This window comes from Helicobacter bilis (genome assembly GCF_001999985.1).
Lineage (GTDB): Bacteria > Campylobacterota > Campylobacteria > Campylobacterales > Helicobacteraceae > Helicobacter_A > Helicobacter_A rappini.
In genome coordinates, this window is the sequence record NZ_CP019645.1 from 1,840,760 (window position 1) to 1,867,341 (window position 26,582).

Consider the following 26,582-nt stretch of genomic DNA (forward strand, 5'->3'; position numbering starts at 1 on the left):
CAAGCACGACAATTATTAGATTCTAAACCTTATAACCTTACACGCAAAAAACTAAAAGGCGGTAATTTAAAAGGCAATGCAATGGGGTTTGTATTGCCACTATGTATAGAATCCACTTCTTTTCCATTTTGCAGTAAGATTCTATGTAATCGCAAATAATATCTACCATCAATGCAACAAATAATGCCATTTTCATTACTTTGTGCGGTAAGCTTTTCTATCTCATTAGAATCTAATGAGATAGAATCTTGTGTATTTAAACTAGATTCTATACTATTTGGGCTTTTGGAATCTTGTATATGTGATAATTCATCTAACTCCATAGATTCTGCGTTATTTTGTTTTGCCACTGCATGAGAGTGTATCCCAAACTGCGTGTTTGGATAGTAATGCAATGGGGCAATAATCTCTAATAAATCGCCTTTTCTTATCGTATGCTTACAAAGGCAGTAAAGCCCACTAGAATCAACCTCTGCACACACCTGATAGCTGCCCTCACTTATCGCACTAAAATGATTCTGTGTATCAAGCCGCACAAATGGGCGATGTATGATATATCCATCAGTAAAGCCCCTATTTTTTAGTGTATGTAGCTCGTATTGATAGAGAGTCGGACGAGAAACTTGCCTCTCATAATCCTGCAGGGCAAGGCGATATGTGCGCGCTGTGATACCCGCATAATATGTGCTTTTTGTGCGACCCTCAATCTTTAGGGCGTCAATCACGCCTGATTGCATAATATGGTGCAGATGACTTGCTAGATTCAAATCTTTTGCATTAAATATATGTGTGCCAACACCCTCTTCTTCTTGCAAACGCAAAAAGACATTATTATCTGGATTCTTTGCATAAAATTCATTTGGATTAAAGCGGATAAGCTCCCCACTTGTCTCATCACGCACAAAGTATTCATAATCAAAGCGGCAGTCATTCGCACAGCTCCCACGATTAGGCACTCTGCCATGCTGCAAGGCAGAAATCAAACAACGCCCAGAAAACGCAAAACACATGCTCCCATGCACGAAAATCTCAATCTCTAAGTCTGGCAGCACCTTTTTTATCTCTTCGCAATCACTAAGGCTTATCTCCCTTGCTGCGACAATCCGCTTCACGCCCATATCATAAAACACCCCTGCATCAAGCACATTTAATACATTTGCCTGTGTGGAAAGGTGTATGGGGATATTTGGGGCAATGCTTTTTGCAAGTTTCACAACACCGGGTGCTGCTACGATGAAAGCGTCTGGCTCTAAATCACGCATTTTTGCGATATGAGTTTTTAAAGATTCTATCTGTGAGTTAAATGGGAAGCCATTAATAGTAACATAGACTTTTTTGCCAAGATTGTGCGCATAGACTATGCCCTCTCTAAAGTCGTCATAAGTGAAATCTTTACTTGCACGATTACGTAGTGAAAAATGACTTACACCGCCATATACCGCATCTGCTCCATATTGCAATGCGATTTTTAACTTTGTGAGATTACCTGCTGGTGAGAGTAGCTGGACTTTATGTTTGGTGCTATTTGTATGTGTGAAACCTAGTGTTGTTTCTTTTATGACTTCATCTTTTTGCATAGTTTTACCTTTTTTATTGAAACATTTTTTATCTGTGATATTTTATCTAAAACTAAATAATGTATTGTATTGTGTGTGAAATGTGGAATATAATAAGTAGAGTTAGCTTGATTTGCAGAAAGTCGATAAGCAGTAAAAGTGTTAATAAGCCTTCATAAGATTATTTTTACATGAATTAAATCTTCTCTATATCCTCCTCTCTTAAATTGTAAATTTTACCCCTGTTTCAAGCATAAGCAAATGTTTCTTAATATCAAGTCCTGCACGATAACCGCCCATATTTCCATTACTATTTATAACGCGATGACAAGGGATAAGGAATAATATTGGATTCTTTTTACATGCACTACCAACAGCGCGCATAGCATTTGGCTTTCCAATCTCTTTGGCAATATCTTTGTAACTCCTTGTTTCACCATAGGGAATGCGTAAGAGTGCATTCCATACATCTTTTTGAAACACACTTCCATTGAGAAATAATTGCAATGAAATATTACTTTTATGCTGCATATCAAGTGGAATCTTGCCTGATAGATAAAGTGTTAAAACCTTGATTGTTTGTTTGCTTATGGGATTTTCTTTTAAATTCTTATATGTTTCAATGCTATGTAGTGGCTTTGCGTCTTTAGCAAAAAGCTCTATATTCACAATCCTATCTTTATATATCATAATGCCTATATCGCCAATTAAGCTTTTATATAGTCCGCCATAGTGATTTAGCATACTCTGTCCTTTTACGCTACAATTACATTTTAGATTCTAAATATAGGTAATATATGCAAACAATTAATAATATCGGCATTTTTGATAGTGGTGCGGGGGGGCTAACCGTGCTAAAAAGTCTCATTGAAGAAGTTGGCTTTAATCACATTGTATATTATGGTGATACAGCACGAGTGCCTTATGGTAATAAGGATACAGAGACTATCCGCCGCTTTTCGCTGGAGGCTTTGGAGTTTTTTTCAAATTTTGGGCTTGATTTACTTGTGGTGGCGTGTAATACCGCTTCAGCCCATGCCCTGCATGCGATGCAGGAATGCTCTAAAATCCCCATTATAGGCGTTATAGAATCTGGCATTGCCGCACTCACGCAGCAACACATAGCAAAGGATAAGCACATACTTGTAATAGCCACAGAAGCCACGATAAAATCAGATAATTACGCGAAAAGTCTGCGGAATCTAGGCTACACAAATATCACAAGCCTTGCGACAAATCTTTTTGTAAGCTTAGTTGAAGAGCATGTATTTAGCGGTGAAGTTGTAGATTCTGTATTAAGACATTATTTTCCACCGACCTTAAAACCTGATGTCGTTATACTAGGTTGCACACATTTTCCACTTTTATTGCTGCCCATGCAAAGATATTTTGGCAGTGATGTGAAGTTTATCCACTCTGGTGAGGCGATCGCATGTTATGTAAGAGAGCATTTCAAAATAGAGAAAAACTCAAAAAATCTCATTGACTTTTTTGCAAGTGATAATGTAGCCAAGCTAAAAAGCACTGCAAAACTATGGCTTAAAGAAGGCACATATATAATGAATGAGAGATAGTCAAGTAGCAATGAAAAGGCGATTAAAAATCTATCAAATAGCAGAGGGCTATTGCTATAATAGCGATAGTTTGTTTTTATGGGATTTTATACTGCCACACATAAAATCTAGGGCAAAAGTGCTTGATCTTGGGAGTGGAAGCGGTATAATCGGGCTGCTTTGTGCGAAATCAAAAGCCATAACGCTGTATCAAATTGAGAAGCAAAGAGAATATGCGTTTATGAATGCTAAAAACGCACAGATAAATCATATAGATTCTATCGTTATCCATGCTGATTGCAATATGCTTATCCAATCTAAAGATCTATTAAAAGAACTGCAAGACAATATGCTTTGCAATAAAAAGAAGTTAGAATCTATGCTAGTAGAAACTCAGTTTAAAGAAGTTTTATCACCAGAATCTTTATCTTTAGAAACACCGCTTTTATGTTCTAAGATTAAGGATTCTAAAGCTTGTCATGTTGAACGAAATAAAACATCAAATATGGAATCTAAAAGAGATTTTTCAACAATAACTCAAAATAAGAATAATCTAAATCCCACTCAAAGTCAAGTAAGCCACCATAATGAAGACACAAAACATTCAGTATCACATGCAAATATCACTTCACTGCCTTATTTTGATCTTATTATAAGTAATCCCCCCTTTTATCACACACAGACTTTGCAATCAAACAATCCCTTTAAAGCACAAGCCACACAAAGCCACTTTTTACCGCTTTCTACAATGTTAAAACTCGCAAAAAGAGTGTTAAAACCTCATGGCAAATTTATCTTTTGTTATGCTCCTGCTATGCTTCCAGAGGTTTTAGAATCTTTAAGGGCTTTTGGTTTTGGAGTTGAGTTTTTACGCTTTGTATATCCCCGCATGGAAAAGGATTCTAGCCTTGTATTAATTTGTGCGAAGTTTAATAGTAAGGCTCAAACCCGCATTTTACCCCCATTAATCACACATAAAGGACTAGCCCAGCAAGATAATACAGATGAAGTGTTGTCTATTTACAAAGCCGCACATACACAAAGCATTAAGGTTGCTTATGATGATATTGTATGGGAAAATTTATTGCGTTATTAGGTAAATAGAATTATTACATTGCAAGTATGTATGGTTTATGAAATTTAAGATCCTGTATCCATTCATCTATTTGAGTAGCACAGAAAAAGGATCAAGGGGCATGAAAGTTTGAGTTTGTGTAGAATCTGTGCTTGTTTGAGTATTGTGATTTCTATACGCCCATTCAAATAATGTAGCCATAACAACTAGTCCATTATATGCTAAAAGGGGTGCTAAAAGAGTTTTTTCATGTGTATTAAATGGCGATAAAACATAGTTTGCCACTTCTTTATCACCGCTTTTTTGATGTGAAGAAAAGAGTTTCATAATAGATTCATAGTCTTCTTTTTTTATGGAATCTAAAATCTTTTCATTTTTATAAGTGTGAGTGAGAATTTCATCTGTGAAACTCTTTGAAAAAGATGAAGTATCTTTTTTAGATTCCATGTTAGATGTTTGGCTACACTCAACATAATAAGTATTGGAATCTGGATTTATACTATTTTGTGCCTTAAACTCTGCACACTGCTCATAAGAGATAGAATCTGTATTTTGTGTTGTGTTTTTTATAGATTCTATGTTGCGCATAAGGTCTAATGTCCTATCTATTTGAGAGTTTGGGCTAAATAACTCATACTTAACATGAGAATTTTTAGAATCTAAATTTTTATCCATAAAAATTTTAGATTCCATAACTTTAAAAAGGCTTTTTGTTTTAAAGATTTTTGCCATACATAGCTTTTCTAAATAGGTTTCATAAAAAAGTGTCCTAAAAGATTCTATACTTACTCGTGTATTATGCGCTACAAGAGAATCTAGCATGTCATGCAATATGATATTATTGCCAATCCCAAGCTTTACACGCAAATAATCTCTCTTCACATATTCATGGATTGATTTTAAACCATTGTGTCCGCCACTTCCGCCTTTATAACGAAAGCTAAGATTCCCAAAACGAGTATCTAAATCATCATAGATAACAATCATTTGGGCGATATTACATTTCTTTTCAATGCTTTGAAGTGCGATACCACTTCTATTCATAAATGTGGTTGGAGCGATACATAGAATCTCATATTCATTTGATAAACTTCCTAATTTCTCTCTAAAAATTTTTTGTAGTTCTAGGCTATCTAAGGGCTTTTTATGTGGATTTAGACATTTGAGTTGAGTTAAGAAAAATGGAAAATACTCTAAAGGCGATACAAAGTCTTTGAGGCTAATTTTTGCTTGAAAGCTTTGCATACTTTTTTGATTTTGCCATTGCATTATGCCCTTTTTTTTATCTACAAGACTTTCAAGATCGCCAAGTAAAGTTTTAGTATTTTGATAGTTCAAAGAGTTGTGTAGCATAGAGGGATTATTTAGTATTTGCGTGATGGCATACAAGCTTAAAAAGCCCATATTATGCCTTGTCATCGCATATTTTGTGCCGATATTGCCTAGACCTACGATAGCTATTGTTTGCATATTTATCCTTTTGTTATTTTCCGAAGTAATTATAACAGACATTCAAAGTAGCTTTTATAAATAGATTCTAACACTTTCTTAAGTCATATCTATGAAAATATGTAATTTTAGAATATAATAGCAAGATTTTGAAATAAAGGGTATAAAATGTTTAGCGGTATGGAATCTGATTTACACGCATTGTTTGTTGGGGCTATCGCTGTAACTGCAGTCTTAAATCCTTTTGGTAATCTCCCGCAATTTATCTCAATGACAGAGGGCGTGAAAAAGCCCATGCGGAAAAAGCTTTTTAGAAATATCGTTTTTACTGCTTTTTGCATTGTGCTTGTGTTTTTATTTACCGGGTCTTTTATTATGAAATATTTATTTCGTGTAAGCCTTGATGATGTGCGTATTGCAGGGGGTTTGATCCTTATTGTTATGAGTTTAAAGAATCTACTTTTTTCTTCCACGATACAAGATTTTTCAAGCTATCAGAATCTAAAGTTTGATGAATTATTCCGCAAAAGCATTATCCCCATGGCATTCCCCATGCTTGTGGGTCCGGGCACACTTGCGACTATCATTGTTATCGCAGAAGATAAAAGCATGTTAGTTGCCATTGGGGCGATTATGTGTGCGTTCTTATTTATGTTTTCATTATTTCATTATGCAGCGACTATTGAAAAAATATTTGGCAAACTTATTTTATACATTTTTTCACGCATAGCCCTTGTGTTTATCATTGCTATGGGAGTGAAAATGATTATTTCTGGGCTTCGTGGAATAGGCGTTATTACGACTTGATTTTATGAAAGTTATGCTACAATAAAGCCCTAAAATTCATACAAGGTTAGACAAGAATGCTAGACAAAAAAGTAACGCTAAATACACTTCGTGCAAAAAAAGGTAAAGAAAAAATTGTAGCAATCACGGCTTATGATGCACTTATGGCGAGAATCTTTGATGGTGAAGTCGATGTGATTTTAGTCGGTGATAGTCTTAAAATGAGTTTTGGTGGTGAGAGTGAGACTTTGCGTGCAAGCCTTGATGAGATGATTTATCATACAAAGGCGGTGTGTGCTGGAGCAAAGCATTCTTTCATTCTTGGAGATATGCCTTTTGGGACTTATGCGACAAAGAAAATGGCATTAAAAAATGCGCTTAAATATTACAAGGAATGCAGTGTTGATGCACTGAAAATAGAAGTAGATTCTACTAAGCTTGATATTGTAAAAGCCCTTTGTAGTGAGGGGATCGCAGTTATGGCTCATATTGGCTTAAAGCCGCAATTTATGCGATTTGAGGGTGGGTTTAAAGTAAAAGGTAAAAATGAATTAGAAGAAAATGAATTGATAGAGAGCGCTATTGCTATGCAAGAAGCAGGTGTGTTTGGCATACTTTGTGAGGGGGTAAAAGCAAATGTCGCACAAAAGATTACACAAGCAGTGAAAGTGCCTACTATTGGCATTGGTGCGGGGGTGCATTGTGATGGGCAGATTCTTGTATGGAGTGATGCTTTTGGCTTTTTTGATGCGTTTAAACCTAAATTTGTAAGGCAGTATTGCGATGGTAAAAGTATGCTAAAAGAAGCTGTGCGTAACTATGCTAATGATGTAAAAAATGTAGCTTTTCCTAGTGAGAGTGAGAGTTATTAGAATGTTGGGTATTTTATTATAACAAACAATTACCCTCATGCTACCTTTAAAATCTATTTCATTTGTGGCTGCAGGGCTTTAAAAAAATGGGGAGGGGGGGGAGTCAAAGTTTATAGCACCTAAACATATATGGAATCCAAGTCTCACAACACCCTTTGTTTTTCAATCTCTTTGTAGATTTCAAATTCATCTTGTGCCAAAATATCATTAAAGCCTTCAAGCATAATGCCGCATTCATAGCCTTTACTCACCTCTTTTACATCATCTTTAAATCGTTTGAGACTTGCTATCTTGCCACTCCATAGCACTACACCATTGCGTAAAACTCTCACACTTAAATTCTTTTCAACCTTGCCATCAAGCACCATACAACCTGCAATAGTCCCAAGCTTTGCTACCACAAAAGTCTCTCTTACACTCACATTACCCACAACTTCTTCTTCGATAATAGGCGACATAAGCCCACTGAGTAAGGCTTTCATATCATCGATTAAATCATAAATAATCGCATAGCTTTTAATGGTAATACCTAAATCTTTTGCAAGGTTTTTAATCTCATTTGTTGGGCGGACATTAAAGCCTAGCACGACACAATTGCTACTTGCATTTGCTAAGTCTAGATCGCTTTGTGTGATTCCACCGATACCAAAGCTGATGACATTGATTTCTACTTCTTGATTATTTAATCCCTCTAAACTCGCCTTAATGGCTTCAAGGCTTCCCTGCGTATCAGCACGCAAGATAACAGGCACACTTTTAATCTGTCCTTTTGCCACCATTGAGCTTAACTCATCAAAGGTTACTTTTGTGCTTTTGCTGAGTTGTTTTTGCCTTAAATATGCACTTCTTTTGTTTGCCATCTCTCTTGCGATAGAATCATTTTCTACCACTTGCAGCAAAGCCCCTGCACTTGGCACTTCTGATAATCCAGTGATTTGTGCTACACCGCTTGGCTCTAGTCTAGTAATGCTTTTGCCTGTGTCATCTTTTAGCGTCCTTACCTTACCATAAGCAGTATCTGCTACAATGCTTTGCCCGATTTCTAGCACACCCTGCTGCACGATAATAGTCGCCACAGACCCTTTACCTACCTGCTGACTACCCTCTAGCACGATAGCTTTTGCCTTAGCTTTTTTACTTGCCTTCAATTCTAGAATCTCTGCTTGTATAAGGATTGTTTCCAAAAGCACATCTACGCCTTCACCCGTTTTTGCACTGATAGGGATAAACTCATATTCACCGCCCCAGTCCATAGGTGTAAAGCCAAGCTCTGCACACTCCGCTTTTAGTTTATCAGGATTTGCACCTTCTTTATCCATTTTATTCATAGCGATAATGATTTGCACATTCGCAGATTTTGCGTGATTTAGGGCTTCAATACTTTGTTGTTTTACCCCATCATCTGCGGCTATCACAATGATAGCTATGTCTGTAACTTGTGCGCCACGACTTCTCATTTGTGCGAATGCTTCATGTCCGGGCGTATCAATAAAGCTTATCCATTTATCATTTTTCTGCACCATATATGCACCAATATGCTGGGTGATTCCCCCTGCTTCGCTACTTGCAATGCGTGAGTTTCTAATATAATCTAATAGTGAAGTTTTACCATGATCTACATGTCCCATAATCGTAACAACAGGCGGTCTATGCTCTAAATCAGATTCTATAATCTCTTCTTCTTCGACTAAAGGCACATTTGCTTGAATGCTTACATCAATATTGTATTCACTCGCTAGAATCTCGATTGTATCTTTATCAAGGAAGTCATTTTTTAGCATTTTCACACCAAGCAAAAAGAGTTTGCCAAGCACATTCCCTAACTCTAAATTTGCCTTTTCAGCAAACTCATATACGCGTATCTCTTCTGGCAATACAAGTGAAGTTATGGCTTCAGTTTGTTCTTTACCCTTATTATTACGCATTTTTTTACCCTTGCCTTTTGAAGGTCTAGCAATTGAGCCTTCTCTTATCCATGGGCTATAGCGATTGACTTTAATCTTATCGTTTAGCTCATTTTTCTTCACCCTTTCTTCTTCAAAACTCTCTTTTGGGCTATTATCTTCGTATAAATCAATAAGCATGATTTCATCTTGCTCATCATCATAGCCAAACCCACCCATATCGCGTTCCATGCTGATGATATGTGAAGAGTGCTTTTGCTGCGGTTTATTTGTGTTTTTGTCCTTTTTCTTTTTTACCTTTTCTTTGCGTTCAACATTCTTTAAGGTATCAAGTATTTGTGTAGCACTACGCAAACTAGAATTTGAATCATCTTTCTTTTTGCTTGTAGTTTGGACTTCGTCATTTTTACTGATTACACGGATTGCACTTATTCGTGGTTTTTTTAACTGACTTGGATCTATCCCTTGTGGGAGTTCAGAATCTCTTTTTGCCTCTGTGCTTGGTGTAGATTCTATAGGCTTTATTGGTGCTTCTTGCTTTGTTTCTTTTAAAGTTGTTTCTGTATGTATGGTTTCTTGAGCTGTTGTTTCGATGATAGCTGTGCTGGATTGCTCTTTTTTTATCGTATTTTCTGTTTGTGCTTTAGCTACTACTTTTTGTGGCTCTTCATCACCTCTTCTTACAATCTGGATAGATTTTTTAGGTTTAATATCACTTGTTTGCACCGCCTTTGGTGTAGCTTGTGTTTCATCTTTGTTTAATATTTCTTGCGTATCTTTTTTGGTTGATTTTTGCTTTTTTGTGGTTTTTTGTGCTGTAATGTCGGTTTCTGTTTCAGTTTGTGCGTCATCATTTTTATCTGTTTTTTTAGCCTTAGAATCTTTTTTAGCCTTTGTTTTTTCAGTCGCTGGCACAAAACCATCAGGCAAACTTCCTGTTGTAATGTAGTTATAAAGCATTTCTGCTTCTTCTGTCGTAATGGTGCTTGATACATTCCGCACTTTAAAACCTAGCTCTTTAGCTTTATCGAGTATATCTTTTGGATTTTTTGCAGCTTCATCTGCGATTTCTTTAATACTTACTTTTGACATATTTGTGCTATCTCCTCGATTTGTTCTTGCAGATTCTCTGCTTTTTTAACAATCCTTTTAATAATTTGCTGTGTTTTGCGTTGTGGCAAACACATATAGCATACATAAAAACTTCGCCCGCTACCATCATAAAGTTGCAATACAGATTCTAAAACCTTAAATCGTATGAGATTTTTTTGCAAATCCCTTTGTCTGCATACAACACACATACGCACACTTTTTGTAGCATAGTATCGTGTAACCTTACTCACATGCACCTATCCTTTCTCAATCTTAACACCATCATTGTCAAAATCAAGTGTTAAAACGCGAAATTTTGAGAATCTAGAAATAAGTTGCTTTGCTAATCGCCTTGCATCATCGCTATAACATAGATTAAACATAGAAGAGCCACTGCCAGAGAGTGTGCTCATAAGCGCACCATTTTGCAAAGCATGTTTTTGAATCTCAAAAAGTATAGGAAAGGTTGCCATGCGAACTTGCTCATGCATTCTATCAAGTGAGCCCTCACGCAATAAATCCCATCTTTGCATACCAAAGGCAAGACTTAAAACCGAAGCATGAGAGAGATTAAAGACACAATCTTGCACACTATAAGTTTTTGGCAATACACCTCTTGCTTTTTTGGTAGACATAGGCTGATAGGGGACTACCATTACAGCTTTAAGATTCTTTGGCATATTTTGTCGCAAATAGACTACTTTTGATTTATTATTATGTGTCTTTAAAAAACTTGCATTAAAGCCGCCCATAGTCGCTGGTGTGATATTATCAGGGTGATTTTCATGATGCAAAGACAGATTTAATACTTCATCTTTATTTGGTATTTTTCCTGCCATTTTAAACGCACTAAAAATCGCCCCAACAATAATAGCACTCGATGATCCCATACCCCTTGCCACAGGTATATTATTTTGAAATGTAAAGTGAAATTGGGACTTGCCACCAAGCTTTTTATATGTGTGCATAAAGATTCTTACAAATGTATTATCTTGCGTGAAATGTGGATTCATCTTCCCTTCACCGCTGATAGTAATATGCTGTTCTTTTGCTTCTTCTATGCTAAAATAATTGCGAAACCCTAATGATATGCCTAGACAATCAAATCCCGGTCCTAAATTTGCACTGGTAGCAGGCACTGAAAAATTCAAACTTCAATTCTCCATATTTTTAATCTGTTTTTAAGGTTACAAGACTTTTGTAAAAATATCGTGGTATTATAGCAAAGGATTCTCTATTTTACTACAAATAAAACAAAGCAGAAGCTACAAATAAGCCGATATTAAACACACAACAAAATGCAAGCACAACAATAAAGCGGACAATGCTAACCCACCATGTATGTCGTCCAAAATTTTTCCTAGCCTTAAAAGGCTTTGTGCTAACTAATCCCAAGAGATAAAATACAAGCAATATAATAATGCTAGAAAATGATAAAATAATTTGTGAGTGAAGTGCAGCACTAAGCTTTATCTGCTCCATATCCGTGTGTGAATTGACAAGATAGATAAAGGTTATAACACAAGAGAGAATCCAAGCAAATAATATCTGTAAATTTAGAATCTTATATGATGAAAACACACTCATAAGCAACATCACACAGCAAAATAAAGCAATCGTAATAATATAGATAAAAGGTGAGTCGTGCAACAAAAACACAATCTGGTCTATATGAATGAGTGAAGTGATAGTTTGAAAAAGATTAGCTAAAAAATCCATATATTTCCTTGAGCTTATGTGATAAAGTATTGTTGTATTCAACTATGTAAAGAAACTAGACTTAGAATCTTTAAAACATGCTTTATAAGTTCTCATTATATCTAAATTTTATATCAACTTCTTAACCCTCAGTATGCTTTATCTTAGAATTTAGTGAGATTGTATTTACATTGAGTAAGTAAGATAATGATTTTATGTTTTTTCATGAATGATAAATTTCTGTTTTTAAAATATCATGTAGCCACTAAAGACTTATAAAAGATATAATTTAGCATTTTTAAACTTTACAATCTCACCCTTAGCTTCGCCCAAATGCTTCTGCCCGGCTCATAGATTCTACTCGTAGGTGCTACACCAAGACTAGCTTCACTCCCATATTTTGAGAGATGATAAGCATAGAGTGTATCTGTGATATTATCTATACCTGCAAGTAAGGTTACGTTCTTAAAAGTATAGCCACCATAAAGATTGAGTGTAGCAAAAGCTTTGCTTTCTCCAAAATCCTTGCCAACTACATTTCCAAAATTTAGCGCATAGCGATATTGTGCTGCATTAAATAGCACATCAAACCGCAATAACCAGTTATTACTATCATAAAAAAGGGAGAATTGCCCCTGCAGTGGTGCAATCTGTGGCAAAGGCATTCCAGCTTTTAATACAGAATCTATGCCATAATATGAAGTAAGATTCTGTCCGTAAGTATAAGCTAGAGAACCATAAAGATGGATAGAATCTAAAAAGATATACTCCCCCTCAATCTCACCTCCAAAAAGCATAGCATTTGTATTAAAAGCATATGTATTGCCGGTGTTACTGCCACTTTTTGGCTGATAATACAGGGCAATATAATCAGGCATATATGAAGCAAAGAGACTTGCCTTTCCATTATAGTTTGTATCTTTATAGACTATCCCCATATCAATTTGCGTGTTTGTTTCAACGGCTAGATTCATACCGCCACTTTTGCTTCTCTCCCAAAAGTCTGGTGCTCTCTGTGCTACACCAAGCCCCGCATACATTGTAGCATTACCCAAATACTGCTCATAGCGACTAAACGCACTGAAAAGATTATTATGAAGTCTCATTTTTGTGCTATGCTGCAGGGTTGATACATAATCATATCTAGCACCAAAGAAAATAGCAAAGCTAGAATCTGGTAAATACGCCCCTTGTGTAAAAACCCCTGCATTTTCAAAAAGAAAATTTGCTTTATAAGGCGTGTTAAGTGTAGTATTTGCTTCATTTTCACTATTTGTATTCCCAGACATTCTTATCGCATGAGAATCATTACCATAACTTGAGCCAATATATAACTCAAACATATCATTAATATAGAATTTACTCTCAATTCTACCGCCGATATTTGTCCTTTTTGGATTGCTTAGTTTATACACTCCATTAGTAGATCGATGAGAGAAATTATCCATAATATGATCTATCTCATTATACCAAGCGCGTATATCAAGCAAGTCAAAGGTCTCATTGAAGTGTTGCTGATACTTGAGATTATAAGACATTCTATCAAAAGTGCGAGCATCCATGCCCCTATCTGCATACGATGCAAAGCCCCTGCCCATATCTATATCAAGCTCTATTGCCGCATTTTCTGTGGGCGTTATCGTGCCGATTAGACTAATAGATTCCCTATTATATGCTGAATGCACGCTTTTATTACCCCCAGCTTTATAGTCATCAGCAGAATAATGCGAGAGTATCGCTTGAAGTGAGCCATATTTATTACCTATAAGGGCATTTGCGTTTATATCAAGGCGATTGAAACTCCCATAAAGCCCACTTGCTTCCGCATGAAAGCTTGGATTTTTTAGCCTTGTTATATCTCTCTCAAATAGCACTCCACCAGCAACTAACGCCCCATATCGCACATCTTGTGGTCCTTTATAGATACTGATTCTATTATAATTCTCTGGAAAAGTATAGGTGATTGTCGTATCCATTCTGCCACCACATGCACCATTTAAGCTACCACCATTTAAAAAGATAGGCAGCCTTGACGCCCCTTGTGAGCGGAAAAATATCTCACTGCCCCCGCCACCTTTTCTAGTCATAGAAAACCCGGGGATAGATAGCATAGACTTTGCTATATCGCCATTATGAAGCATTGTATCTTTGCCATATAACTCAATACTTAAAGGCGAATTTAGACTATCCTTTTTCCATTGCGATACAACCACAACAGGAGATAAACTCGCCCTTTTTTGTATATTTGTATGTGTTTTTTGTGAGAGACTTTGTATCGTGCTGTTATTCTGTGCGGTATTTTGTGTTTCGTTATTATTTTGTGTGCTTAATGCTTCAGTATTGGAATCTATTGTGCTAGTTTGTGCATAGCCAATGCAAAATATCATTGGTAAAGCACATATCATTCTTGTCATATTATTTCCTTATTTGTTGCAACATATAAAACATATTTTTGCTTATGTGAATCTGTGAGTAATCTATCCAAAAACGCTTCAAGCATTATAACTAAAAATTATATTGATTAATGAAGCATGTATGCCCCGTTGTAGATTCTATTTTCATTATTTAAGTTATGCTTTATTTGTGTTAAGTAAGTTTTCACACATTTAGTAGTTATGCGAAGTTTCGCAACACACCCCTACACAAAATGTTGCAAATACATAAGCTGTCCTATGCTAATGCTATAATCGCTACATGGAAGTTTTGGGAAAAAGGCTTTTATATTATGCGTATGCAAAAGCTTTTTTACCCGTATGCAAAGGGCGTAATTTGCAAATACACCGCCACCAAAAAAGGCATAATCTGTGCCAATATGCTTTAAAGATTCTAAAATGCAATACGCAAGTGTATCTATGAATCTAGCAGCTATCATGTCGCTATTTTTACCCATTTGCTGATCTTTAAACATCATTTCTATACACTCACTCATATCGATCATATTTTGTGTGATATGAAAGGGATATGGATTATAGGGCATGTTAGAGAAAGTTTGCATAAGGGTATTATAGTCGATTGTCTGGTTTTTATGCGTGAGTATATCATAGGCGAGTTTGAGTGTATTTGATGCGATGAGTTCGCCACTTTGTGCCTCATAAGATAGCCTTTCTAAGCCCAAGATAAATCCTGCTACATCAAACAACCTCCCAACAGAGCTACACAAAGGACTATTAAAACCTGTGTCATGCAGTGCTTGTAACGCCTTGCATTCATTCTCATCATAGCTAGATTCTATAAAAGCTTTAAGGGGGGCTATATCATTACAGATAGCATAGCTATAAGCAAGTCTTTTGCAGTCTTTGATATGTTTTTCACCACCAAGTATTTTAAAAGGTTTAAAATGCAAGATTCTCTCTACCTGTTTAGAATCTCCACATAAAAACTCACCGCCCCAAAGTGTGCCATCATCACCCATTCCACTCCCATCAAAGATAACGCCAACCCCCTCTTTCATGCTAGATTCAAGCAAAAGGGCATTAAAATGTGCGTGATGATGTGCGACTTGAAAGAGCGGGATTTTAGAATCTTTTGCTATCTCTTTTGCGATTTGTGTGCTTATGTATTGATTGTGAATATCTGCGATTAAGGCTTGTGGTGTGCCATAATTTGTGCTGAAGTAATCATAAGTTTTTCTAAAATTTGCTACATTATAGGGGGTAAATAAATCGCCCATATAAGGACTTACTATAATATGATTGTGAAAGCCAAAGGCAATCGAGCTTTTTTGCATTGCACCAAATGCAGCGGATAGTGTGTTTAGATGGAAAATCTTTGGGTTGAGATTTGTTATTTTAGGATTGTTTGTGTGAGATTTACTTTGACAAGGGATATTTGCATGGTTTGCATTTGGACTAAAGTTGCTTGAATGAATCGCATCGCTTGTAATATGCAATGGTGCAAATCCACGAGATATACGCATAGCCCTTATGCTTAGAGAATGCGAGTTGATTTGTGTGTTATGCGCTAGATTTATGGGATCTAGCTTCTGTAAAAATTCGCCCCCGTCTATACAATTTGAATGATTGGCTGAATTGTGATGGGTAGTCATATCGCTTAGATAACTCCTACCATCACAATTCAGCCAAAGCCCGTCCAAAGCCATAGAGTAATCGCTAGAATCTGTGGTTTTATTTGCGTGGTTTGTTGATGTAGAATCTAAAGCCTTGTCATATTGAGTGCGTAAGCACGAAATATCTCTTTTAGATTCCGTGTTAGATATTTCGCTATGCTCAATATGACAACTTGTTGTAGAATCTAGATTCTTTTCATGTTGAGTCTTTGAAAAAGGCGAAATATCTTTTATGGATTCTATACTAGCTCCTATGCTAGATATTTCGTTTTGCTCAACATGACACGCTATTATAGTTTCTAGATTCTGTAAATTTCGCTCTAAAAGATCATTGCCACACTCAAACGCATGATCTTCCACAATCTCTGTCGTATCAACACCTAGCAAAATGCTATCATCAACGCAGTTTAGAATCTCACGATTATAGTCAAGTATATATAATGATTCTGCAATATCCACGATTCTATCAAGGGCTAGATTATGCAGTGTGGTAGCAATCATCTCACCCTTATTATTCGCTGAAGTATAAATCATTGCAAAATCAGGTGATAGATAGGAAAAGAGCAGCGTAAGCATAGCAGTATATGGAATCACAACGCCAATAGTCTGCAAACTACTCACCTCATCGCTAAGATTATATTGTGGGTGTTTTGGGACAATCACTATCGGGGCTTCTTTTGATGTGAGTAAAGATTCAAGCTGTGGGGTAAGCAGGGATATTGTGCGTAAAGTAGGTATATTTGCCATAACGACAAAGGGCTTATGCAATCTGTTTTTAATACTTCTTACCTTTTGCAATGCTTCTTTACTTCTTGCATTTGCGATATAGGCAAAGCCACCAAGCCCTTTAAATAATACAATATTATTTTGCATAAGCGCTTTAGCAAGGGTTTTTATAGCGTCTAAATCATAGTGTTTTTCATGGTGATTATAGCGATAAAATTCCACTTTAATAGCGCAGTTATTGCAGCTTAATGGTTCTGTGTGAAAGCGTCTATTAGCTAGATTCTTATAGTCTTTATCACAATCTATGCAAAGTGCCATATCACTCATGCTTGTGTTTTTTCTATCATAAGGAAGCTGGTGCAAAATGCTATATCTCGCACCGCAATTCACACATGCAACAAATGGATAGTTATAGAATCTGGAGTTTTCATCACGCATATCTTTTAGGCAAGATTCACACACTTTTGTATCAAGGGGGATGTGGGCTTGTATTGCATGTTGTGTTACATTTGATTCTAAAATGTGAAAGCCTTGTGTGTGGGCTGTATCTGTATGTATTGTGATATGCAATGAAGTGATATAAGCTTGTTTTGGTGTATGTGTATGCTCTAAAATACTATGCGCTTTTTGTATAATGGATAGATCTTGTGTGCTGAGATTTATAGTGTATTTGCAAGCAAGTAGCAATGCGGTGTAGAAAAGCAGGATAGATTCTCTTTTGCATTCTTTTTGTGTGGATATATGCAGGGCTATAAGTGTGCTACCACTTTGATTATACACAAAGCCATGTAAATGCAGAACATGAGCTAGAGTTGCTACAAATGGGCGAAACCCAACGCCTTGTATCATGCCAAATACTTCAGCATGAATGCTGTATTGTGTTATATTTTTTTCCTGCATATTTTGCATATTAGATTCTATAATATGCAAAAGCGTTGCGATGGAATCTTTTTTGTTATGTATTGTGTAAATGTTTTGCTGCATATTTCCTTCTGTATTATGCGATTTGTGATATGTGAAACAAAATGAGTTCCATACTTCTAGAAGTTTTGGATTATATACAGATTTTGCAAGCATGTTCTAAACTTTGTGTTTTTTAAGTAATTTATGCCATATAAACACAAAAGCAAACAGAATAAAACACATAGCTTTAGAATCTAAATTATCAAAAATAGCCTTTTTCATGTTAAAATAATAGTTTGCATTTAGAATTTTAAAAACATGGCACACATATAAAGGAATATAATGGAGCTTGATAGGATTGCAAAGCTTGCCACAGAGATGATTGCAGATATTAATAGCGATGAAGCGCTTACTTTGTATAAGCATTTAGAAAGCGGGAAAATGCTTCGATCTAAGCTTGTGCTAAGCGTTGTTGATAGCGATGAGGCATATCGGCTTTGTGCGGTTATTGAGCTTATACAAAGTGCGTCATTATTGCATGATGATGTGATAGATTCGAGTGATTTAAGGCGTGGGAAGCCTAGCCTTAACGCACAATTTGGCAATAAAAATGCGATTATGCTAGGAGACATTCTCTATTCTCGTGCGTTTTTTGAACTCTCACATTTTCCAAAAAGCATAGCACAATCACTATCAAAAAGCGTTGTGGAATTAAGCGTTGGTGAGCTAGAAGATGTGAATCTAGAACAAAGCTTTAATGAATATGAAGAAAAATATCTTAGCATGATAGGACATAAAAGTGCGAGTTTGATTGCTGCGAGTGCGGAATGTGCGGCATTGCTAAATAGTGAAGTGGAATTGCTAAATTCTAAAAATATGGAATCTAGTGGAGAAAATGCGAGGGGATTGGAATTTGCTACAAATTGTCATATTGAGCGTAGCGAAATATCTAGTATGGAATCTAAAAAAGATTTTTCGCCTATGGCTCAAAATGACAAGAAACTAGGTTCTAGTGGGAATATGGATAAAGACCCTGCAGAAGTATCTTTGAGTGATTTTTCTAAAGAAACTTCGTTTTGTGGCTCTCAAGGGGGAGGTGAAGGGAGTTACCTAAAGGTAAGTGAGCGAGCCGACACCACAAAATCTGTAAAAAGCATCAAAACAAGGCAAAGCTGCAGTTTCTTTAGTAAAGAGACAACGCAAAATCTAGATTCTAACAAAGATATACATAAACTCTACTATGACTACGGCTTTAATCTAGGCATGGCATTTCAAATCATAGATGATATTTTAGACATTACACAAGATAGCACAAAGCTTGGCAAACCAGCCCTAAGCGACTTTAAATCAGGTAAGACAACACTTCCTTATATCTACCTTTATCATGAACTCCCAAAAGAAAAACAAGTGTGGCTAAAATCACTCTTTAAACAAGACCTAAACGCAAAAGACGCACAAGAACTAAAAGATTTGCTACTAGATTCCCCATTGCAGAAAGCACGAGAAAAAGCATTGGAGTATGGCAATAAGGCATTACATATCGCTTCTATGCTGAATAATCAAAAACTCTATGCCATTATACAAGCTATGATTGAGCGAGATTTTTAATGAAAGGGATATAATGTATGCGGTTATAAGCTTTTCGCATAAAAATGTGGGTGTGGCTTTGCGAGAGAAGTTGCACTTTGATGATACTGATACCATTACGCTACTTAAACAACTAAATAATATCGATGGTATCCTAGAATCTATGCTGCTTGCGACTTGCAATAGATGTGAAATTTATGTGTATTTGCAAGGTATAGCAACAAAAGATTCTAAAGATCTCATTGCAACACAAAATGAGATTAAGACTACAGAATCCAATCATTACCATTTACGACATGATGAAGCACTTCATGCAACTTCTTGTCAAGATAAAGCTATTTTAGAAAGTAATGGCAATCGGGATTCTAACCATCATGCTCTAACAATCTGCCATGAAATCATCGCAAAACTTGCAAATTTTAAAGACATTGATAAGGATATTTTGCAAGATAGTGCATATATTGCATTGCAAAGCCATGCGGTGCATCATGTATTCAGTGTAGCAAGCTCTCTTATGTCAGTAGTCATCGGTGAAACACAGATTAGCGGACAGATGAAAGCCGCATATAAACTAAGCTATGACAATAATCTATGTGCTAAAGCATTGACAAGGCTACTGCACTTTGCGTTTCGATGTGCTGCACAAGTGAGAACGCTTACAGATATTTCTAAAAATCCCGTATCAGTTGCTTCAATCGCTGTGAATCTTGGACTTGAATATTTAGATAATACGCTTAAAAATACAAAGATTCTGGTCGTAGGTGTTGGTGAAATGGGGCTTTTATGTCTTAAGAATCTAGCAAAACATAATGTAAATCTCACGCTTTGTAATCGCACAAAAATAAAGGCACAAGAATTGCTACAAACACACAATTTAGAGCATGTTTCTTTGCTTGATTTTACTCTATTGCAAACACATATAAATGAGTATGATGTTATCTTTTTTGCGGTGGCAGGTGGTGTGATTGTAACGCATGAAATGCTAGAAAAAGTGGAGAAAAAACGCATATTTTTTGATCTCTCAATGCCTAGAAATCTCTCATTTGACACTGCTACATTGCAGGCTTTAGGCTATGATAATATAGAAGTGATTGATGTGGATAGCTTAAAAAGCAAAGCAGCTACACACATTAACGCAAGAAAAGAGAGCGCAAAAATGGCGATGGGTATAGTCGGGCAGTTTGTGCTTGATTTTACACATTGGCTATCTGGGCTTGGTGTAAATCCTGTGATTAAGGCAATGAGGGAACAAGCAAAGCTTGCAAGCTATAAAGAGATTAATCGCGCGATTAAAAAAGGCTTTATCCCAGAAGCTTTGAGAGAGAATGTTGAGAAATTATTACATAGCACATTTAATGAGTTTTTACACGCTCCAACGATGAAAATCAAAGCAATGGCAGATGATGAGAAGGCAGATTCCATGCTAGAGGCAATAGCAAATGTATTTGGCGCACAAGATAGAATCTTATTAAACCGCTATAAATGTGAATATGATACAACAAAGCAATAGACTTGCTATTGATAGAAACTTATTTAGTTTGTATTGCTTGTATGAAATCTCGTGGCTTTACATCTTCATGCTAATAGTCTTAATTTAAAGATATGAAAAATAATGCTTATAGCCTTTGATAAAGATAACACAAAATAAAGATATAAAAATCTTTAAAAACTAGATTCTAACTCACTCTTAGAATAAATTTAATTAAAGTCAAATGCCCCTTCTTCGCCTTTGCTCATGCTTTCATAAGTGGCACTTACATATTGCTCTCGTATCGTGCAATCAAAAAGCATGCTGCATGTAAAGCATGAGTTTATATTCTTACTGCTTTGGCATTGTGTTAATGCCGCAAGGGCTTTGTTGTAATTTTCTAAAAAAATATCTTCATTTATTGTGTTTTGTGTTTCATTAAAAAAGTTCATTCTTAAATCCTGTGTTTAGAATCTTATAGTCATTCTGGAAAATTAAGTGTTGGTCCCGTGCTAGATTCGCTGTCTTCTTCACTCTCTTCTTTGTTGCAAATACTTGCAAATGCTACTTTATCCTTATTTCCAAGGCTAACGATTTTTACACCGCTTGTATTGCGTCCTGCTTCCCTTATAGATTCTAAAGGCACGCGTATCATTTTACCTGAAGTGGTTAGCACCATTAAATCCATATTCGAATCATTCACACTTAAAACACTCACAAGTTTGCCTGTTTTATTTGTAAGCTTCATAGCAATCACACCTTTTCCACCACGATTAATCGTGCTATAACTTCCTGCTAATGTCTGCTTACCAATGCCTAATTCACTAATGCTTAATAGCTTATCTTCATCGCCTTTAATCGTTGTCGCTGCGATAACGCTATCATTTGCTACTTTAAATTTAATGCCAATAACGCCCCTAGCAACCCTGCCAATATCGCGTATAGAATCTGCGGCAAAGCGGATACACTGCCCCTCTTTTGTAGCAATGAAAAGCTCTTTCACACTAGAATCTATAATGCTAGCACTGATGAGTTCATCATCTTCATCAAGATTGATTGCCCTTACACCATTATTGCGGATATTTTTGTATTCGCTTAGATTTGTGCGTTTTACAATGCCATTTTTTGTGAAGAATACAAGCGATTTGTCTTCATTAAAATCACTTGTAGTAATGGTCGTCATAATCTTTTCGCCATCTTGTAAGCCTATGAGATTTACCACTGCTTTGCCGATTGCAGTTCTGCCTGCTTCTGGGATTCTATACACTTTTAGCCAGTAAAGCTGTCCGCGATTTGTGATAAACATAATGGTATCATGCGTATTTGCTACAAAGAAAGATTGTATAAAGTCATCATCATGCGTATTGCCGCTGATTTTGCCTTTACCACCACGATGCTGTTTTTCATAAGTTTTTAGCAACACTCGTTTCACATAGCCCCTATGACTCATGGTTACAACGACTGCTTCATTTGGGATTAAGTCCTCTATATCAATAGCATCATAATTTTCTTCAATAAGCGTTCTTCTAGGGCTTGAGAATTGCTTCTGCACTTCTAGCAACTCTTCTTTAATCACGCCATTAATCTTATCTTCACTTCTTAGAATAGATTCTAATTCAGCGATAAGGGCTACAAGCTCCCTGTATTCATTCTCTATCTTATCTCGCTCTAGTCCTGTTAAGCGTTGCAATCGCATTTCTAGTATTGCTTTACTCTGAATCTCTGTAAGGCTAAAGCGACTCATAAGCTCACTTTGTGCTTTTTCTGGATTCTCACTTGCACGGATAAGGGCTACAATCTCATCGATATTTTCAAGGGCGATTCTATATCCCTCTAAAATATGCACTCTAGCCCTTGCTTTCTCTAGCTCAAATATAATGCGGCGGATAACTATCGTTTTTCTATGAGAGATAAAAATATCAAGCAATTCTAAAAGTGTAAATATCTTTGGTTCTCTGCCCTCAATAGCAAGTAGTATAATCCCAAAAGTAGTCTCCATAGCACTGGATTTATAGAGATGATTTAGCACGATTTCACTCATAGCTTCCCGTTTTAGCTCGATAACTAGTCTCATACCATCTTTATCGGACTCATCTCTCACTTCAGCTATACCTTCTACCACTTTATCCTTTGCTAATGTGTCAATTTGCTCAAAAAGCCTTGCTTTATTCACTTGATATGGAATCTCATCGACTACGATAACATCTTTTGTTTTAGTTTTTTCTACATGCACTTTTGCTCGAATCTTAATCCTACCGCGTCCTGTCTTGTAGGCTTCAATAATGCCCTGCCTACCATGTATAATGCCGCCTGTTGGAAAGTCTGGTCCCTCGATTAAGGGCAGTATATCTTCAATCTCGCTTTGTGGATTATTGATTCTATAAATTAGGGCATCGACTACTTCATCAAGTCTATGTGGTGGGATAGAAGTCGCCATACCTACAGCGATACCATTAGAGCCATTTACAAGCAAATTTGGGAATCTAGTCGGCAGTATCGCTGGTTCTTTTTCAGAGCCATCATAGTTTGGGACAAAATCTACCGTGTCTTTTTCTATATCAAATAGCATGCTTTCGCCGACTTTTGTCATCTTTGCTTCAGTATAACGCATAGCAGCGGCTTTATCGCCATCAATAGACCCAAAGTTACCTTGTCCATCGACTAACTCTAAACGCATAGAAAAATCTTGTGCCATTCTCACAAGTGCATCATAAATTGCGATATCACCATGCGGGTGATAGTTACCCATTACTTCCCCCACAATCTTAGCGCACTTTTTATATTTCGCATTACTTGTAAGTCCTAGATTATGCTTCATCGCATAAAGTATTCGTCTATGCACAGGCTTTAATCCATCTCTTGCATTAGGCAAAGCTCTACCGACAATAACACTCATAGAATAGTCAAGATAACTCTCTTTTATAGAATCATCAATGCGAACAGGTTTAATTATCGTATTGTCTAGTAAATTATCCATATATTTGCTCCTTTAAAAGCTGTAATTGTATCAATTTCTTGCTTAATATCCTATGAAATTCAAAATCTATATGATGAGATTCTATATGATAAAAATAGCTTGTTTTAATACGAACTCTTTTTATACATCAATCCCATAGAATCTAAAATTCTTGTCATATTTGCAAGTGTGGGCAAGAGCTTTGCTCGTGCGAGTGCGTAAGCACGAAATATCTTTTTTTGGATTCCATACTAGATGTTTCGCTACGCTCAACATGACAACTTGTTGTAGAATCTTAAATCCTACATAACACATTTAAAATACGCTATCCTAACCCAGCAGATTCTACAAAATATATCTAGCTAAATCCACATTTTCTACTAAATCTTTAAGCTTTTCTTCTACAAGAGATTCTGTAATAACCACTTCCTGCCCTTTATAATCTTCCGCACAAAAGCTAATATCTTCTAGCACTCTCTCAATTGTGGTATGCAGTCTTCTAGCCCCGATATCTTCAGTCTTTTCATTTGCATGAAAGGATAATCTGCTTAATGCCCTTAATGCAGAATCTTCAAATTTCAAGGTAATGCCCTCGACTGATAGCAATGCCTCATATTGCCTTATAATTGAGTTTTTCGTCTGTGTTAGAATCTGATAGAGTGCTTCTTCATCAAGCACTTGCAATTCCACACGCAATGGGAATCTCCCTTGCAATTCTGGGATAAGATCGCTTGGCTTACTAAAATGAAATGCCCCTGCAGCGATAAATAGAATATGATCTGTTTTAATCTGTCCATAGCGAGTTTGCACCACACTGCCTTCAACAATGGGTAATAAATCCCTTTGCACGCCCTCTTTACTTGGGTCTTGTTTGCTAGAATCTTTTGAGGCAACTGCGATTTTATCAATCTCATCAATAAAAATTATACCGCTTTGCTCCGCAAGTTTCAATGCATCGGTTTTAATCATATCAGAATCTAGCACAGCATTTTGTGCCTCTGGGCGTAAAAGCTCTTTTGCTTCCTTAATTGTGATTTCTTTTTTGATTTTATCGCCTTTCATGTTTAAGGCTTTGATTAAAGATTCTTGCACTTTTATAATTTCTGCAGGCAGGTTTTCATCAATCTTTTCTTCTTGCTTGGCAATCTCAATCATTATTTTTGTATCATCCATTGCCCCACTTTTTACTCTCTCTTTCATTTTTTCAAAGCTTATATCATATTCTTGCTTTTTCTGCTCGGTAACACCTGCTGGCAGGGGTGGCAATAGCTTTTGTGTGATTCTATTAAGGATATAGTCATCTATTTTATCAGCAGAATCTTCTTTTTGCTTATTTTGCAATAGATTTACACTTGCATTGACTAAGTCTCTTACCATAGATTCTACATCACGACCAACAAAGCCCACTTCAGTATATTTACTTGCCTCAACTTTCACAAATGGCAGCCCCATAAGCTTTGCCATACGCCTTGCAATCTCTGTTTTACCCACACCAGTAGAGCCAATCATAAGGATATTTTTCGGCGTTACCTCATCTTGCATTTCTTTTGGTAATTGTAGTCTTCTATATCTATTCCTAAGGGCTATGGCGACTGCCTTTTTTGCGTCCTTTTGCCCGATAATGTAGCCATCAAGATAGGATACAATCTCTCGTGGCGTTTGTGTAATAATTAATTCGTTCATTCTGTAATCTCCAATAATTTAATATTTGTATTTGTATAAATGCAGATCTCTCCAGCAATTTTTAAGGATTCTAAGACTAAATCTTTTGGCGCTATATTGCTAAATTTATCTAAAGCCCTAGCCGCACTTAAAGCATAGTTTCCACCACTGCCAATAGCTGCTATCTTGCCATCTTCTGGCTCTACGACATCACCTGTGCCACTTAGCACATAAATATGTGTAGCATTTAAAACTATCATCATGGCTTCAAGTCTTCTTAGATATTTATCTTTACGCCATTCTTTGCTAAACTCCATTACAGATTTTAATAAATCGCCCTTTTTACCCTCCAAGATTCTCTCAAACATATCAAAAAGGCTAAAGGCATCAGCTGTGCTTCCAGCAAAACCACTTAGAATCTTGCCATTATAAAGAGAGCGGATTTTTGTCGCATTGCCTTTCATCACGCAGTTACCAAAGCTCACCTGCCCATCTCCGCCAATCACACCATAGGGCTTACCATCTTTTTGTCCAACATACCCTAAAATCGTCGTCGCATGAAACATATCTTTCCTTTATGCTTTCTAAAAATAAAACAAATATTATACTATAAGCGATTAAATTCTTTATTCCTAACTCAACTACTCAAAGCTAATAGGTTTATACTCAATCTTTAGAATCTCAAATTCAGTCTCACCTGCTGGTAGATTTATAATCACCTCATCACCCTCTTCTTTACCTATCAATTCTTTTGCTAATGGTGAGTTAAAGGATATAAGCCCTTTTGAAGGATTACTTTCAGTCGTGCCTACAATCGTATAGACGACTTCCTTGTCTGTATTAAGATTAAGGATAGTTATAGTGCTACCAAAGCTCACTTTATCATGCGGCAGGGTTGATGGGTCAATGACTTGTGCGTTTGATAGCATTTTGCTTAGTTCATTAATCTTAAATTCAATAAATGCTTGTTTTTCTTTTGCAGCATGATATTCGGCATTTTCTTTCAAATCTCCATGAGAGCGGGCTATATCTATTTCTTGGGCTACTTTTGGTCTTTGCACTTCTTTTAAGTCTTTTAATTCTTGTGTTAGTTTATTAAATCCATATTTACTCATTGGTTCTGTCATGTTTATTGCCTTTTTCAAAAAATAAAAAGCATAATTATACAAAAAAATAGATAGAAAAAATGTTTTTATATTAAAATTAACCTTTTAGATTAATGGAGTATT

Annotated in this window: 21 protein-coding genes; 6 read left to right on the forward strand and 15 right to left on the reverse strand. The window is 36.3% G+C overall.

What is annotated here, in order from left to right:
• Positions 1 to 29: 29 nt before the first annotated feature.
• Complete coding sequence (locus tag XJ32_RS08405) at positions 30 to 1,577, reverse strand: peptidase U32 family protein (RefSeq protein ID WP_077389026.1); 1,548 nt, start codon at positions 1,575 to 1,577, stop codon at positions 30 to 32.
• Between the two features lie 201 nt (positions 1,578 to 1,778).
• Positions 1,779 to 2,300 carry a methylated-DNA--[protein]-cysteine S-methyltransferase gene (locus XJ32_RS08410; RefSeq protein ID WP_077389028.1) on the reverse strand — a complete coding sequence of 174 codons (522 nt, stop codon included), beginning with the start codon at positions 2,298 to 2,300 and terminating at the stop codon, positions 1,779 to 1,781.
• Positions 2,301 to 2,353: 53 nt separating this feature from the next.
• Here XJ32_RS08410 and murI point away from each other — a divergent pair, with 53 nt between their 5' ends.
• Entirely contained in the window at positions 2,354 to 3,130 is a 777-nt protein-coding gene (gene murI, locus XJ32_RS08415) for a glutamate racemase (protein ID WP_077389030.1), read from the forward strand.
• Entirely contained in the window at positions 3,120 to 4,205 is a 1,086-nt protein-coding gene (locus XJ32_RS08420) for a tRNA1(Val) (adenine(37)-N6)-methyltransferase (RefSeq protein WP_077389032.1), read from the forward strand. The genes murI and XJ32_RS08420 overlap by 11 nt, the downstream gene beginning before the upstream one ends.
• 66 nt (positions 4,206 to 4,271) lie before the next feature.
• Here XJ32_RS08420 and XJ32_RS08425 read toward each other — a convergent pair whose 3' ends face one another.
• Positions 4,272 to 5,654, reverse strand: coding sequence for an aminoacyl-tRNA hydrolase (locus XJ32_RS08425; protein WP_254422328.1), 1,383 nt, complete (start codon positions 5,652 to 5,654; stop codon positions 4,272 to 4,274).
• 147 nt (positions 5,655 to 5,801) lie between these two features.
• Between XJ32_RS08425 and XJ32_RS08430 the strand changes: the two genes are divergently transcribed.
• The gene (locus XJ32_RS08430) at positions 5,802 to 6,440 is read left to right on the forward strand and encodes a MarC family protein (protein ID WP_004084009.1); all 639 of its coding nucleotides are present in this window, start codon (positions 5,802 to 5,804) and stop codon (positions 6,438 to 6,440) included.
• 56 nt (positions 6,441 to 6,496) lie between these two features.
• Positions 6,497 to 7,291, forward strand: coding sequence for a 3-methyl-2-oxobutanoate hydroxymethyltransferase (gene panB, locus XJ32_RS08435; protein WP_077389036.1), 795 nt, complete (start codon positions 6,497 to 6,499; stop codon positions 7,289 to 7,291).
• 143 nt (positions 7,292 to 7,434) lie between these two features.
• Here panB and infB read toward each other — a convergent pair whose 3' ends face one another.
• The 6 genes from infB to XJ32_RS12935 all read right to left on the reverse strand — a co-directional run bounded on the left by infB (position 7,435) and on the right by XJ32_RS12935 (position 17,761).
• Positions 7,435 to 10,287: a translation initiation factor IF-2 gene (gene infB, locus XJ32_RS08440; RefSeq protein WP_077389038.1), complete on the reverse strand. Its 2,853-nt coding sequence runs from the start codon at positions 10,285 to 10,287 to the stop codon at positions 7,435 to 7,437.
• A complete protein-coding gene (locus XJ32_RS08445; RefSeq protein WP_233706107.1) occupies positions 10,275 to 10,538 on the reverse strand; it encodes a DUF448 domain-containing protein in 264 nt (87 codons plus the stop codon). The genes infB and XJ32_RS08445 overlap by 13 nt, the downstream gene beginning before the upstream one ends.
• A 6-nt stretch (positions 10,539 to 10,544) precedes the next feature.
• Complete coding sequence (gene thrB / locus XJ32_RS08450) at positions 10,545 to 11,438, reverse strand: homoserine kinase (RefSeq protein ID WP_077389042.1); 894 nt, start codon at positions 11,436 to 11,438, stop codon at positions 10,545 to 10,547.
• Positions 11,439 to 11,529: 91 nt separating this feature from the next.
• Complete coding sequence (locus tag XJ32_RS08455) at positions 11,530 to 12,006, reverse strand: hypothetical protein (protein ID WP_077389044.1); 477 nt, start codon at positions 12,004 to 12,006, stop codon at positions 11,530 to 11,532.
• A 284-nt stretch (positions 12,007 to 12,290) separates the two neighbouring features.
• On the reverse strand, positions 12,291 to 14,399 hold the full coding sequence (locus tag XJ32_RS08460) for a TonB-dependent receptor domain-containing protein (RefSeq protein WP_077389046.1): 2,109 nt from the start codon (positions 14,397 to 14,399) through the stop codon (positions 12,291 to 12,293).
• Positions 14,400 to 14,623: 224 nt separating this feature from the next.
• Complete coding sequence (locus tag XJ32_RS12935; protein WP_254422329.1) at positions 14,624 to 17,761, reverse strand: Kae1-like domain-containing protein; 3,138 nt, start codon at positions 17,759 to 17,761, stop codon at positions 14,624 to 14,626.
• A gap of 261 nt (positions 17,762 to 18,022) precedes the next feature.
• Here XJ32_RS12935 and XJ32_RS08475 point away from each other — a divergent pair, with 261 nt between their 5' ends.
• Both XJ32_RS08475 and hemA read left to right on the forward strand, forming a co-directional pair.
• Positions 18,023 to 19,288, forward strand: a complete 1,266-nt coding sequence (locus XJ32_RS08475) for a polyprenyl synthetase family protein (protein WP_077389048.1) — start codon at positions 18,023 to 18,025, stop codon at positions 19,286 to 19,288.
• Positions 19,289 to 19,301: 13 nt separating this feature from the next.
• The gene (gene hemA, locus XJ32_RS08480; protein ID WP_077389050.1) at positions 19,302 to 20,777 is read left to right on the forward strand and encodes a glutamyl-tRNA reductase; all 1,476 of its coding nucleotides are present in this window, start codon (positions 19,302 to 19,304) and stop codon (positions 20,775 to 20,777) included.
• Positions 20,778 to 20,965: 188 nt separating this feature from the next.
• On the opposite strand, the gene XJ32_RS08485 is transcribed toward hemA, so the two are convergent.
• The 6 genes from XJ32_RS08485 to greA all read right to left on the reverse strand — a co-directional run bounded on the left by XJ32_RS08485 (position 20,966) and on the right by greA (position 26,480).
• Positions 20,966 to 21,187, reverse strand: coding sequence for a hypothetical protein (locus tag XJ32_RS08485; protein WP_077389052.1), 222 nt, complete (start codon positions 21,185 to 21,187; stop codon positions 20,966 to 20,968).
• A gap of 29 nt (positions 21,188 to 21,216) precedes the next feature.
• Entirely contained in the window at positions 21,217 to 23,712 is a 2,496-nt protein-coding gene (gene gyrA, locus XJ32_RS08490; RefSeq protein WP_077389054.1) for a DNA topoisomerase (ATP-hydrolyzing) subunit A, read from the reverse strand.
• A gap of 120 nt (positions 23,713 to 23,832) precedes the next feature.
• The gene (locus XJ32_RS12290) at positions 23,833 to 24,006 is read right to left on the reverse strand and encodes a hypothetical protein (RefSeq protein ID WP_167619975.1); all 174 of its coding nucleotides are present in this window, start codon (positions 24,004 to 24,006) and stop codon (positions 23,833 to 23,835) included.
• Between the two features lie 30 nt (positions 24,007 to 24,036).
• Positions 24,037 to 25,374, reverse strand: a complete 1,338-nt coding sequence (gene hslU / locus XJ32_RS08495; RefSeq protein ID WP_077389056.1) for an ATP-dependent protease ATPase subunit HslU — start codon at positions 25,372 to 25,374, stop codon at positions 24,037 to 24,039.
• Complete coding sequence (hslV, locus tag XJ32_RS08500) at positions 25,371 to 25,919, reverse strand: ATP-dependent protease subunit HslV (protein WP_077389058.1); 549 nt, start codon at positions 25,917 to 25,919, stop codon at positions 25,371 to 25,373. The genes hslU and hslV overlap by 4 nt, the downstream gene beginning before the upstream one ends.
• Before the next feature lie 75 nt (positions 25,920 to 25,994).
• The gene (gene greA, locus XJ32_RS08505; protein WP_004084148.1) at positions 25,995 to 26,480 is read right to left on the reverse strand and encodes a transcription elongation factor GreA; all 486 of its coding nucleotides are present in this window, start codon (positions 26,478 to 26,480) and stop codon (positions 25,995 to 25,997) included.
• Between the last annotated feature and the right edge of the window lie 102 nt (positions 26,481 to 26,582).

Coding starts and splice junctions, on each gene's coding strand:
- XJ32_RS08405 (WP_077389026.1), bottom strand. CDS start 1,577: ATGCAAAAAGATGAAGTCATAAAAGAAACAACACTAGGTTTCACACAT.
- XJ32_RS08410 (WP_077389028.1), bottom strand. CDS start 2,300: ATGCTAAATCACTATGGCGGACTATATAAAAGCTTAATTGGCGATATA.
- murI (WP_077389030.1), top strand. CDS start 2,354: ATGCAAACAATTAATAATATCGGCATTTTTGATAGTGGTGCGGGGGGG.
- XJ32_RS08420 (WP_077389032.1), top strand. CDS start 3,120: ATGAGAGATAGTCAAGTAGCAATGAAAAGGCGATTAAAAATCTATCAA.
- XJ32_RS08425 (WP_254422328.1), bottom strand. CDS start 5,654: ATGCAAACAATAGCTATCGTAGGTCTAGGCAATATCGGCACAAAATAT.
- XJ32_RS08430 (WP_004084009.1), top strand. CDS start 5,802: ATGTTTAGCGGTATGGAATCTGATTTACACGCATTGTTTGTTGGGGCT.
- panB (WP_077389036.1), top strand. CDS start 6,497: ATGCTAGACAAAAAAGTAACGCTAAATACACTTCGTGCAAAAAAAGGT.
- infB (WP_077389038.1), bottom strand. CDS start 10,287: ATGTCAAAAGTAAGTATTAAAGAAATCGCAGATGAAGCTGCAAAAAAT.
- XJ32_RS08455 (WP_077389044.1), bottom strand. CDS start 12,006: ATGGATTTTTTAGCTAATCTTTTTCAAACTATCACTTCACTCATTCAT.
- XJ32_RS08460 (WP_077389046.1), bottom strand. CDS start 14,399: ATGACAAGAATGATATGTGCTTTACCAATGATATTTTGCATTGGCTAT.
- XJ32_RS12935 (WP_254422329.1), bottom strand. CDS start 17,761: ATGCAGCAAAACATTTACACAATACATAACAAAAAAGATTCCATCGCA.
- XJ32_RS08475 (WP_077389048.1), top strand. CDS start 18,023: ATGGAGCTTGATAGGATTGCAAAGCTTGCCACAGAGATGATTGCAGAT.
- hemA (WP_077389050.1), top strand. CDS start 19,302: ATGTATGCGGTTATAAGCTTTTCGCATAAAAATGTGGGTGTGGCTTTG.
- XJ32_RS08485 (WP_077389052.1), bottom strand. CDS start 21,187: ATGAACTTTTTTAATGAAACACAAAACACAATAAATGAAGATATTTTT.
- gyrA (WP_077389054.1), bottom strand. CDS start 23,712: ATGGATAATTTACTAGACAATACGATAATTAAACCTGTTCGCATTGAT.
- XJ32_RS12290 (WP_167619975.1), bottom strand. CDS start 24,006: ATGTGTTATGTAGGATTTAAGATTCTACAACAAGTTGTCATGTTGAGC.
- hslU (WP_077389056.1), bottom strand. CDS start 25,374: ATGAACGAATTAATTATTACACAAACGCCACGAGAGATTGTATCCTAT.
- hslV (WP_077389058.1), bottom strand. CDS start 25,919: ATGTTTCATGCGACGACGATTTTAGGGTATGTTGGACAAAAAGATGGT.
- greA (WP_004084148.1), bottom strand. CDS start 26,480: ATGACAGAACCAATGAGTAAATATGGATTTAATAAACTAACACAAGAA.